Annotated in this window: 10 protein-coding genes and 1 riboswitch; of the genes, 8 read left to right on the forward strand and 2 right to left on the reverse strand. The window is 73.6% G+C overall.

Going from position 1 to position 10,917, the window contains the following annotated elements; translation table 11 throughout:
• Window positions 1-204 (reverse strand): alcohol dehydrogenase catalytic domain-containing protein (locus tag ACIRVK_RS25805; protein ID WP_404250921.1); only part of this gene is annotated, 204 nt, incomplete at its 3' end.
• 177 nt (window positions 205-381) lie between these two features.
• Here ACIRVK_RS25805 and ACIRVK_RS25810 point away from each other — a divergent pair.
• The gene (locus ACIRVK_RS25810) at window positions 382-2,136 is read left to right on the forward strand and encodes an ABC transporter ATP-binding protein (protein WP_404250923.1); all 1,755 of its coding nucleotides are present in this window, start codon (window positions 382-384) and stop codon (window positions 2,134-2,136) included.
• 29 nt (window positions 2,137-2,165) lie between these two features.
• On the opposite strand, the gene ACIRVK_RS25815 is transcribed toward ACIRVK_RS25810, so the two are convergent.
• Entirely contained in the window at window positions 2,166-2,447 is a 282-nt protein-coding gene (locus ACIRVK_RS25815) for a hypothetical protein (protein WP_404250925.1), read from the reverse strand.
• Between the two features lie 171 nt (window positions 2,448-2,618).
• Here ACIRVK_RS25815 and ACIRVK_RS25820 point away from each other — a divergent pair, with 171 nt between their 5' ends.
• The 7 genes from ACIRVK_RS25820 (at window position 2,619) to hypF (ending at window position 10,915) form a co-directional block, all read left to right on the forward strand.
• Window positions 2,619-2,984: a nuclear transport factor 2 family protein gene (locus tag ACIRVK_RS25820; protein WP_404250927.1), complete on the forward strand. Its 366-nt coding sequence runs from the start codon at window positions 2,619-2,621 to the stop codon at window positions 2,982-2,984.
• A gap of 69 nt (window positions 2,985-3,053) precedes the next feature.
• Window positions 3,054-3,137: riboswitch (ZMP/ZTP riboswitch) on the forward strand.
• A gap of 25 nt (window positions 3,138-3,162) precedes the next feature.
• Window positions 3,163-4,011 (forward strand): bifunctional 5,10-methylenetetrahydrofolate dehydrogenase/5,10-methenyltetrahydrofolate cyclohydrolase, encoded by an 849-nt coding sequence (locus ACIRVK_RS25825; RefSeq protein ID WP_404250929.1) that lies wholly within the window; start codon window positions 3,163-3,165, stop codon window positions 4,009-4,011.
• Between the two features lie 96 nt (window positions 4,012-4,107).
• Entirely contained in the window at window positions 4,108-5,343 is a 1,236-nt protein-coding gene (locus ACIRVK_RS25830; RefSeq protein ID WP_404251130.1) for a glycosyltransferase, read from the forward strand.
• Between the two features lie 126 nt (window positions 5,344-5,469).
• Window positions 5,470-7,188: an enoyl-CoA hydratase-related protein gene (locus ACIRVK_RS25835; RefSeq protein WP_404250931.1), complete on the forward strand. Its 1,719-nt coding sequence runs from the start codon at window positions 5,470-5,472 to the stop codon at window positions 7,186-7,188.
• Entirely contained in the window at window positions 7,185-7,781 is a 597-nt protein-coding gene (locus ACIRVK_RS25840) for a hydrogenase maturation protease (protein WP_404250933.1), read from the forward strand. Before ACIRVK_RS25835 ends, ACIRVK_RS25840 begins: the two co-directional genes overlap by 4 nt.
• Window positions 7,782-7,832: 51 nt before the next feature.
• Window positions 7,833-8,579 carry a hydrogenase nickel incorporation protein HypB gene (gene hypB, locus ACIRVK_RS25845; RefSeq protein ID WP_404250935.1) on the forward strand — a complete coding sequence of 249 codons (747 nt, stop codon included), beginning with the start codon at window positions 7,833-7,835 and terminating at the stop codon, window positions 8,577-8,579.
• Window positions 8,576-10,915 carry a carbamoyltransferase HypF gene (gene hypF, locus ACIRVK_RS25850; RefSeq protein ID WP_404250937.1) on the forward strand — a complete coding sequence of 780 codons (2,340 nt, stop codon included), beginning with the start codon at window positions 8,576-8,578 and terminating at the stop codon, window positions 10,913-10,915. The genes hypB and hypF overlap by 4 nt, the downstream gene beginning before the upstream one ends.
• The last annotated feature ends 2 nt before the right edge of the window (window positions 10,916-10,917 follow it).

A 10,917-nucleotide genomic window follows, 5' to 3' on the forward strand; every position in this document is an offset into this window, starting at 1 on the left:
CACGCCTGCGGCCTCGTGGCCCAGCAGGAACGGGAACTCGTCGTTGATGCCGCCCTCGCGGTAGTGCAGGTCGGTGTGACAGACCCCGCAGGCCTGGATCCGGACCACGGCTTCCCCGGACCCCGGGTCCGGCACGACGATCGTCTCCACCCGCACCGGCTCGCCCTTGCCCGCTGCGATCACGCCGCGTACTTCCTGCGCCATGGTGTTGAGTCCTTTCGTCGGCCGCTGTCAGTCCCCCACGACCCTACGGGTGACTGATCAGTAAGGTCCGTCGGTCCCCTGCTGGGCCACCCGGTCGGCGCGCTGCTGGTGCCGGGGTGCGGTCTGTGGCGGACGCCGACGTAGCCTGATTGCTTCGTACGACTCCCGAGGAGCGCCGTGAGCATCGCAGACACCGAGACCGGCCCGCCCGCCTGGCGGCTGCTGCTCGGGTACGTCCGGCCGCACCGGTGGACCCTGTTGGCGGGTGCGCTGCTGACGCTGCTCACGGGTGCCGCCGGACTGCTGCTGCCGCTGGTGGCCCGGGGTCTGATCGACGACCTCGCGCACGACCGGGCGATCAGCGGTGCCCTGCTCGCCATGTCGGCGCTGGTGGTGGCCAACGCGGCGCTGGGCGCCCTCGGTTCGTACGTGCTGCGGCGCACCGCGGAGTCGGTGGTGCTCGGCGCGCGGCGCACCCTGTCGTCGTATCTGCTGCGGCTGCGGATAGCGGCGGTCGACCGCAGCGAACCGGGCGACCTGATGGCCCGCATCACCTCGGACACCACCCTGCTGCGCGAGGTCACCACCGACTCCCTGGTCGGCCTCGGGACGGGCGGGCTCACGCTGGTCGCGACCGTCGTGATGATGGGCCTGGTGGACCCGGTGCTGCTCGGGGTCACCCTGGCGGTGATCCTCGGTGCGGGCACGGTGCTCGGTGTGATCGTGCCGCGCATCAACAGGGCGAGCCGTCAGGCGCAGAACGCGGTCGGTGCGATGGGCGCCTCGCTGGAACGGATCCTCGGCGCGCTGCGGACGGTGAAGGCGTCCGGCGCCGAGCACCGGGAGGAGCGGACGCTGCACGAGGCGGCGGAGGAGTCGTGGCGGCAGAGCGTACGGGCCGCCAAGTGGTCGGCCGCCGCGGGCAACACGGCCGGACTCGCCATGCAGATCGCCTTCATCACCGTCCTCGCGGTGGGCGGGGCGCGGGTGGCGACCGGCGCCATCCAGGTCGGCACCCTGGTCGCGTTCCTGCTGTACGTCTTCTACCTGATGTCGCCGATCCAGCAGGTGGTCGGCGCGATCACGCAGTACCAGACGGGCACCGCCGCCCTGGCCCGCATCCAGGAGGCGCTGGCCCTGCCCGCCGAACCCGTGGCCCGGCCCGCCCCGTTGCCCGAGACCGGCGCCGCACCGGCCGCTCTCGCCTTCGACGAGGTCCGCTTCCGGTACGCCGACGACCTGCCGTACGTCCACCACGGCGTGACCTTCGACGTGCCGGCGCGGGGCATGACGGCCTTCGTCGGCCCGTCCGGCGCGGGCAAGACCACGGTGTTCTCGCTCATCGAGCGGTTCTACGACCCCGAGTCCGGGACGATCTCCCTGGACGGCCGCGACCTCGCCGACTGGGAACTGCCCCGGCTGCGCGCGGCGATCGGCTACGTGGAGCAGGACGCGCCGGTGCTGTCGGGGTCGTTGCGGGACAACCTGCGGCTCGGCAACCCGGAGGCGGACGAGGCCATGCTCACGCACGTGCTCAAGACGACCCGCCTCGACGGGCTGGTCGCCCGGCTGCCCAAGGGGCTCGACACACTGGTGGGGCACCGCGGCACCAAGCTCTCCGGCGGCGAGCGGCAGCGGGTCGCCATCGCCCGCGCGCTGCTGCGCCGCCCCCGCCTGCTGCTGCTCGACGAGGCGACCTCGCAGCTGGACGCCGTGAACGAGGCGGCCCTGCGCGACACCGTCGCCGACGTCGCCCGTACGACGACGGTCCTCGTCGTCGCCCACCGGCTGTCCACGGTGACGATGGCCGACCGGATCGTCGTCATGGACGCGGGCCGGGTCCGCGCCGTCGGCACCCACCGCGAACTGGTAGCCGCCGACCCGCTGTACGCGGAACTGGCGGCCACGCAGTTCCTGGCCACGGCCACCTGAGCGAGGGGCGGTGCGGGCTACTCGAACGCTCAGAGCAGGCCGGTCACGGGGGCGGCCAGGTCGGTGATCTGGTGCAGTCGGCCGAGGTCGTTGAGCCGGTTGAGCTGCTGCAGCTGCGCGGACGACCGCAGCAGCTCCGCCTTGCGCTCCACGGGCAGGTCACTCGCGGTGAGCGAGTCGAGCGTGGCCATCGGGTTGACTCTGCCCGCGTCCGGCGCCGTCGCGTCGGCGGCGTTCGCCAGCGGCGCGGCGAGGCCGGTGAGGCCCGCAGCGAGACCGACGGCGGCGACGATACGCGGTGTTGAGATCATGTCTTCAGCAACGCCACCGTCCCCCGGCCGGACACGGTCGGCCGCTCCCCCTCGCCCGTCAGGCGGGGCGCGCCCGCTGCGCTTGCCGAGCCCGCCGGGGCGGAGGAGGCTCGGAGGTGAGGCCTTCGCGGCCCGCTCCTCACCGGGTCGCGGCCCTCGAAGGAGGTCACCATGGGCACCGCGGCAAGCACCAGCTTCAACGCCGACACCCTGCGCAAGGGCGTCGAGGGACACACGGCGGCAGACCTGCTGTCGCTCTACGCGGACGACGCGCAAGTGCGCATCGTGGACCGCAACACCCAGCCGAGCCAACCGAAGATTCTGCGCGGGCGTGACGAGATAGGCGCCCTGTTCGAGGACATCTACAGCCGGGACATGACGCACAAGGTCGGCCAGTGCATCATCCAGGGCGACCACGCCGCCTACAGCCAGTCGTGCCAGTACTCGGACGGCACCCGGGTCCTGGCGGAGTCGATGATCACGCTGCGGGACGGGAAGATCGCCGAGGAGATCCTGATCCAGGCCTGGGACGAGTAGCGGCCGTGGCCGCGGGGGTCCGGGTCACGTCGCACGCGGCCCGGGCCCTCGCGCTGACCGGTTACGCTCATGGCGGGCCGTGACTGGCGCTGAGGTGGAGCACCACCGGGGAGCGGCCCCGCAGAGTCGATGCCGTGCGCCTGGGCGATCCGGTCACACCAGCCCAGGAGTGGATCACATGTCGCAGGCCCGGCTCATGGACGGCACGGCACTCGCCCGCCGCATCGTCGAGGACACCGCGAAGAGGGCGGCGGACCTCACCGTGCGCACCGGGACGGCACCCTGTCTCGCGACGGTTCTGGTCGGCGAGGACCCGGCCTCCGTCACCTACGTCCGCATGAAGCAGAACCGCTGCCACAAGGCCGGCATCACGTCCCGGAACGTGGCACTGCCCGCCGCCACGACCACCGAGGAACTCGTCGGCACACTGCGCGACCTCTCCACCGACCCCTCGGTCCACGGCATCCTCCTGCAGCATCCGGTGGGCGAACACATCGACGAGCGCGCCGCGTTCGAGGCGATCGCGCCCGAGAAGGACGTCGACGGCGTCACCTTCGCCTCGTTCGCCACGATGAGCTTCGGCCTGCCAGGCTTCGTCTCCTGCACTCCCGGCGGGATCATGCGGCTGCTCGACGAGTACGACGTCGACCCGACCGGCAAGCGGGCCGTCGTGGCGGGCCGCAGCGCGATCCTCGGCAAGCCCGTCGGCATGCTGCTGCTCGCCCGCGACGCGACGGTGACGTACTGCCACTCGCGCACCACCGATCTGGCGTCGGTGGTGGGCGAGGCGGACATCGTGGTGGCGGCCGTCGGGCGACCGCGGCTGATCCGGGGCGCGGACATCAAGCCCGGCGCCGTCGTGGTCGACGCCGGTTACAACCCCGGCAACGTGGGTGACGTCGACTTCGACTCCGCCGTGGAGCGTGCCGGGTTGATCACCCCGGTGCCGGGCGGCGTCGGTCCGATGACGATCGCCACGCTGCTCGAGCAGACCGTCGACGCCGCCGCCCGGCAGCTCGGGGTGTGATCGGCGCCGACACCGTTGAAGTGGTCGTCGCGCACGGGTCGTTGTCGCCGTAGGACCTGACACGGCGTCATACTGACCGTCGTGCGCGTAGCGATCATGACGGCGGGATCCCGGGGCGACGTGGCCCCCTACACGGGCCTCGGGTACGGCCTCGTCCGTGCCGGGCACGAGGTCACCCTGGTCACCCACGCCCGGTTCGAGCCGCTGGTGGCCGGTTCGGGCGTCCGCTTCCATCCCCTGCCCGTCGACCCACGGGCCGAGCTGGAGTCATCACGGGGACGCGGGCTGCATCGCAGCGCGACCGGGGTGGGCAAGCTGGTCCGGGTGGTCGCGATGGCGCGGGCCCTGGTCGGCCGGATGGCGGACGACCTCGTGGCGGCCGCCCGGTCGAGCGACCTGCTGCTGCTGTCCGGTTCGGTGAGCCCGCTCGGCCACACCATCGCCGAGGGCCTGTCCCTGCCCTGCCTGGACGTGCCCCTCCAACCGCTCGCCCCGACAAGGGAGTTCGGGCCGCCCATGCTCGGAGACCGCTCGCTGGGAGCCGTGGGTAACCGGATCGCCGGGCACGGGGTGACCCTGGCCGTGGAGCAGGTCTTCGCCGGGGCGCTGCCGGCTGTACGGCAGCGGCTGGGGCTGCCCCCTGCGAACGCCACCGCGGCCTGGCGGGCCCGGGAACGGCAGGCGCGGCCCGTGCTGCACGGCTTCAGCGAGTTGGTGGTACCGCGCCCCGGCGACTGGCGGGCGGGCCTCACCGTGGCCGGCTACTGGTGGCCGTACGACCGCGACACCCAACTCCCCTCCGCGTTGCGGGACTTCCTCGACGCGGGGCCGCCGCCGGTTTACGTCGGCCTGGGCAGCGCGACCGTTCCGGACCCCGAGCGGCTGAGCAGGGCCGTCGTGCGCGCTCTGCGCCGGGCCGGGCTGCGGGGCGTGATCCAGCGCGGCTGGGCCGGTCTCGAAGCGAGCGACACCGACATGCTGACGATCGACGAGGTCCCCCATGCGGTGCTCTTCCCCCGCATGGCCGCCGTGGTGCACCACGCGGGCGCGGGCACCACGGCGGCGGCCCTGCGCGCCGGCGTACCGGCGGTACCGGTCCCGATCCAGTTCGACGAGGGGTTCTGGTCCGCCCGCCTGGTCGCCCTGGGCGTCGCCCCACGGGCGCTTCCGCTGCGCCGCCTGACGACCGACACCCTGGCCACCGCCCTGATGCGGGCCACCCGCGACCCGGCGTTCGCGCGGCGCGCCGCCGTCCTCGGGGCGGGCATCCGCGAGGAGGACGGGGTGGCTCCGGTGCTGACGGCGGTCCGTCGCTGCGGCACGGTGGGCTGAACGAGGAGAGCGAGGCGTTCGAGAACCTCGGATGCGCTCCGGATGGAGGAAGACCGACCGCTCAGGACGACGAATCGCCGCACGGGTCCTTCTCGCCCTCCCATAAACCGACGACCATGCCGCGTCATGGACATCTTGCTCGTCGCCAGCGCGTTCAACAGCCTGTCCCAGCGTGTGTACGCGGAACTGTCCGACGAAGGGCACCGGGTCGAGGTCGTTCTCGCCTCGCACGGCGCCGAAGCGATCAGGACCGCCGTGCACGAGGCGCGCCCGGAGCTGATCATCGCTCCGATGCTGAAGACAGCGCTGCCGGAGGACGTCTGGCGGGCCCACACCTGCCTCATCGTGCACCCGGGGCCACCCGGCGACCGCGGCCCGTCCTCCCTGGACTGGGCCGTGGCCGAGGACACGCCCCAGTGGGGGGTGACGGTGCTCCAGGCGGAGGCGGGCATGGACGCGGGCGACGTGTGGGCCTTCGAGTCCTTCGCGACGGCGCCGGCCGGCAAGAGCGACCTGTACCGCAACGAGGCCTCCGACGCCGCCTCGGCCGCCGTCCTGCTGGCGGTACGGCGGTACGGCGAGGGGTCGTTCAAGCCGCAGCCGCAGAGCGATCCCTCCGTCCGCGTCGTGTGGCGCGACTACTTCCGCCAGGAGCGGCGCCGGATCGACTGGGAGAACGACGACACCGCGACGGTGCTGCGCAAGCTCCGCGGGGCCGACTCGCAGCCCGGCGTCCTCGACGAACTCCTCGGCCACGAGGTCTTCCTGCACGGCGGCCACCCCGAGGACCAGTTGCGCGGACACCCCGGGGAACTGCTCGCGACGCGTGCCGGGACGGTCTGCCGGGCCACCCGGGACGGCGCGGTGTGGATTCCGGAACTGCGGCCCCGTAAGAACTCCGGCGACCCCGCGCCGTTCCGCCGTCCCGCGGCCTCCGTACTCGCCACTTTCGGTGTTCCCTCGCTGCCGGAGGTCACGGCCCCGCTCGAGCTGCCCCCGGGCCGGAGCACCTGGACGGACATCCGGTACCGGCAGCACGGCGACGTCGGCTTCCTGTCGTTCTCCTTCCCCGGCGGGGCGATGAGCACCGACCACTGCCGCAGGCTGCTCACCGCCTACCGGCACGCACTGACCCGCCCCACCCGGGTCCTGGTGCTCGGCGGGTCCCGTGACTTCTTCTCCAACGGCATCCACCTGAACGTCATCGAGGCGGCCGCCGACCCGGCGGGCGAGTCCTGGTCCAACCTCAACGCCATGGACGACCTGGTCGAGGCGGTGCTGCGCACCACCGACCGCCTGGTGGTGGCGGCGCTCGGCGGCAACGCGGCGGCCGGTGGCGTCATGCTCGCCCTGGCCGCCGACCAGGTGTGGTGCCGCACGGGCACGGTCCTCAATCCGCATTACCGGCGGATGGGCCTGTACGGGTCGGAGTTCTGGACGTACACGCTGCCGCGCCGCGTCGGAGCCGAGACCGCGCGGCGGCTGACGGAGCAGGCACTGCCGGTGAGCGCCACGAGCGCCGCACGACTGGGGATGGTGGACCGTCTGGTGCCGGTTCCGGTCCAGGGGTTCGCCTCCGAGGTCGAGAACCTGGCGACCGCGCTCGCCGGCGACCCGGACCTCGCGCGGCTAATCGCCGCGAAGACCGCGACCCGCCGGGCGGACGAGGAACGACGACCGCTCGCCGACCACCGGCGGGCCGAACTCGCCCGGATGCGCGCCATCTTCTTCGACGCACGGGCCCCGTACCACGCCCTGCGCTCGGCCTTCGTGCGCAAGGTGCCGGGCGGCTCGGCCCGGCCGCTGGCCCCGGTCGGCGAGCCGGTCGGCGGGGGTGACCGGTGACCCGGCCCGGGACCCGTCTGCTGGTGGCGGGCGTCGGCAACATCTTCCTCGCCGACGACGCCTTCGGCCCCGAGGTGATCCGCGCCCTGGAGCGTCGGCCGCTGCCCGCCGAGGTGCGGGTGCGGGACTTCGGCATCCGCGGCCTGGATCTCGCGTACGAGCTGCTGGAGGGCTACGACACCGCCGTCCTCGTCGACGCGGCCGCCAGGGGCCACAGGCCGGGCACCCTGTCGCTGATCGAGCCGGACCTCCCGGACGGCGGCGAGGGTGTAGCCCCGCCCGAGGCGCACGGCATGGATCCGGCGAAGGTGCTGGCACTGGCCGCCCACCTCGGCGACGAGCCACTGCCCCGCGTCCTCGTCCTCGCCTGCGAGCCCGAGCTGCGCCCGAGCGGCGACGAGGACATCACCCCGGGCATCAGCGCGACGGTCCGCGACGCGGTCGAGCGAGCCGTCGAGGCCCTGCACACGTTGGTCCCGGTACTGCTCGCCGACCCCGCAGCCACACCTGCGTTGAGCCGCCCGGACGAATCCACGGGCCCGTCCGCGGCCGTGCTCCCGCTGTCGGTGACCGGCGGCGTCGAGGATCGGTGACGCACCGGCATCCCGGTCCCTCCCCCACACCGACCGCGAGGAGCACCGCCCATGTGCGAGTCCATGGAGGACGTCACCCGAGCCGTTCTGGCGAAGAACGACGGCCTGGCCGCGAGCCTGCGCGAGGAACTGGCCCGGCGGGGGGTCGGCGTCGTCAACCTCCTGTCCAGCCCGGGCAGCGGAAAGACGGAACTGCTCGGACGGGTCCTGGCCCTGGCACTGGAGCGGGGCGTCCCGGTGGCCGCTCTCACCGCCGACCTGGCGACCGAGAACGACGCCCGGCGGCTGGCCCGTTCCGGGGCACCGGTGAAACAGCTGCTCACCGACGGGCTGTGCCATCTGGAGGCCCGGCAGCTCAGCACCCATGTGCGCGACTGGCTGCCCGAGGACACCGCCGTGCTGTTCGTCGAGAACGTCGGCAATCTCGTCTGCCCGGCCTCCTACGACCTCGGCGAGAGCCTGCGCATCGTGCTCATGGCGGTGACGGAGGGCGAGGACAAGCCGCTGAAGTACCCCACGGCCTTCGGCACCGCCCACCTGGTCGTGCTGACCAAGACCGACCTGGCCGAAGCCGCCGGTTTCGACGAGGCCGCCTTCCTCGCCCACGTGCAGCGGGTGAACCCCGGGGTGGAGGTGGTACGGTCCTGCGCCCGTGACGGGGACGGCGTCGGCACCGTACTGGAGAGGGTGCTCGCCGCCCGGGACGGCGCCCCCGTGCACCGTCCGCCTCTCGCGCCGCATCCCCACGGCCACGAGCACGGGCAGAAGGACCCCGGCCTCACGGTCCGCGTCTCGTGACCGCGCCCGCCGCGCAGGCGGTGCGCCGCCGCGTCACCGTGCGCGGCACCGTGCAGGGTGTGGGCTTCCGCCCGTTCGTGCACCGCCTGGCGACCGACCTCGCCTTGTCCGGATACGTGAGCAACACGGCGAGCGGTGTGCTCATCGAGGTGGAAGGTCTGCCGGAAGGGATCGCCCGTTTCTGCGACCGGCTGGCCACCGAGCCCCCGCCCCTGGCCACCGTCTCCGGCGTCGGCGTCGAGGACCTGCCCGCCACCGGCGCCGACGACTCCTTCACCATCCGGGCCACCGAACACTCCACGGGCCGTACCCAGCTCCCGCCCGACACCGCCACCTGCGCCGACTGCCTGCGGGAGCTGGCCGACCCGGCCGACCGACGCCACCGGCACCCGTTCGTCACCTGCACCCACTGCGGCCCCCGCTTCACCATCGCCACCGGGATGCCCTACGACAGGGCACTCACCACGATGACCGGCTTCCCGATGTGCCCCGCCTGCGCCCGGGAGTACGGCGACCCCGGCGACCGCCGCTTCCACGCCCAGCCCGTCGCCTGCCCGGACTGCGGCCCCCGACTGCGCCTCGTTCCCGCGTCGGGCAGCGGTCTGCGCCCCGCACGGGACGGCGAGGCCCTGGCGGCGGCCCGGGACCTGCTCGCGGCCGGGCGGATCCTCGCCGTCAAGGGCCTCGGCGGCTACCACCTGGCCTGCGACGCCACCGATGCCCGGGCCGTCGACACGCTGCGCGCCCGGAAGGAACGCGGCGGCAAGCCGTTCGCGGTGATGTGCGCGGACCTCGGCACCGTGGAGCGGATCGCCGAGGTCTCCTGCGCCGAGCGGACCGCCCTCACCGGTCCACGGCGCCCCATCGTCCTGCTGCGCCGCCGCGAGCAGGCCGCGCACCCGGGGCTCGCTCCCGGCGTCTGCCCGGGCAGCCCGCACCTCGGTGTGATGCTGCCCTACACCCCCGTCCACACGCTGCTGTTCGGGCTGCCCGGTGATCCGCCCGGCCCTCGCGTGCTGGTCATGACGAGCGGCAACCGGTCGGGCGAGCCCATCGTCACGGACGACGAGGAGGCGCTGGCCCGCCTCGACGGGCTCGCCGACGCCTGGCTCGCGCACGACCGGGTCATCGCCTCTCCGTGCGACGACTCGCTGCTGCGGGTGCGCGCCGACGGCACCGAACAGGTCCTGCGCCGGTCCCGCGGGTACGTGCCCCGCCCGCTGCGTCTGCCGGTCGCCGTGCGGCCCGCGCTCGCGGTGGGCGGCGACCTCAAGAACGCGCTGTGCCTCGGCGAGGGCGACCAGGCCTGGCTCGGCCCGCACATCGGGGACATGGGCGACCTGACCACACTGGAGGCCGCCCAGCACGCGGAGACGCACATGCGGCAGCTGAGCGGCGTCACCCCCGAGCTCGTCGCGGCCGACCGGCACCCCGGCTACCACTCTTCCCGCTGGGCCCGCCGCCGTGCCGCCCAACTGCCCCTGCCCGCATCCGTGTTCGTCCAGCACCACCACGCGCACATCGCCTCCGCGATGGCCGAGCACGGCCTCGACGGCACCGCACCCGTGATCGGCGTGGCTTTCGACGGCACGGGCTACGGCGACGACGGCACCGTCTGGGGCGGCGAGTTCCTGCTCGCCGACTACACGGGCCACCGGCGCTTCGCCCACCTCACCCCGGCGCCGCTGCCCGGCGGTGACGCGGGGGTCGCCAACCCGTGCCGGCTGGCCCTGGCCCGGCTGTGGGCCGCGGGACTGGCATGGGACGACGACCTGCCCTGCGTCACCGCCTGCTCACCGGCCGAACTGAGCATGCTGGGACGGCAGTTGACGCGCGGAGTCGCCTGCGTGGCGACCTCCAGCATGGGCCGGCTCTTCGACGCGGTCTCGTCCCTGGTCGGCGTGTGTCACCGGACGGGATACGAGGCCCAGGCAGCCCTGGAGCTGGAGGCCGCGGCCGCCGCGGCCGGGGACGCCGACACCACGGCGTACACCTTCGGTCTTGCCTGCGGCGCGTGCGACCCGGCACCCGTACTCGGTGCACTCGTCGCCGACCTGCGGCGCGGCACACCGGTCCCCGTGCTCGCCGCGCGTTTCCACCGCGGTGTCGCACGGGCCGCGGCGGAGATCTGCCGGCGGGCGCGCCGCGAGACCGGCGTGGCGACCGTCGCCCTCAGCGGCGGGGTCTTCGCCAACGCGCTGCTGGAGGAGGAGTGCTCGCGGCTGCTCACCCAGGACGGCTTCACGGTGCTGCGGCACGGCGAAGTCCCCCCGAACGACGGCGGTTTGGCCCTCGGGCAACTCGTGGTCGCTGCGCACGAACGACAGGAGGAGTGACC

It is taken from the genome of Streptomyces sp. NPDC101152, from assembly GCF_044768275.1.
Classification (GTDB): Bacteria; Actinomycetota; Actinomycetes; order Streptomycetales; family Streptomycetaceae; genus Streptomyces.

Excerpts from the sequence above, each read along its gene's own strand:
- ACIRVK_RS25835 (WP_404250931.1), top strand. The coding sequence starts at position 5,470 with ATGGACATCTTGCTCGTCGCCAGCGCGTTCAACAGCCTGTCCCAGCGT.
- ACIRVK_RS25815 (WP_404250925.1), bottom strand. The coding sequence starts at position 2,447 with ATGATCTCAACACCGCGTATCGTCGCCGCCGTCGGTCTCGCTGCGGGC.
- ACIRVK_RS25820 (WP_404250927.1), top strand. The coding sequence starts at position 2,619 with ATGGGCACCGCGGCAAGCACCAGCTTCAACGCCGACACCCTGCGCAAG.
- ACIRVK_RS25830 (WP_404251130.1), top strand. The coding sequence starts at position 4,108 with ATGACGGCGGGATCCCGGGGCGACGTGGCCCCCTACACGGGCCTCGGG.
- hypB (WP_404250935.1), top strand. The coding sequence starts at position 7,833 with ATGTGCGAGTCCATGGAGGACGTCACCCGAGCCGTTCTGGCGAAGAAC.
- ACIRVK_RS25825 (WP_404250929.1), top strand. The coding sequence starts at position 3,163 with ATGTCGCAGGCCCGGCTCATGGACGGCACGGCACTCGCCCGCCGCATC.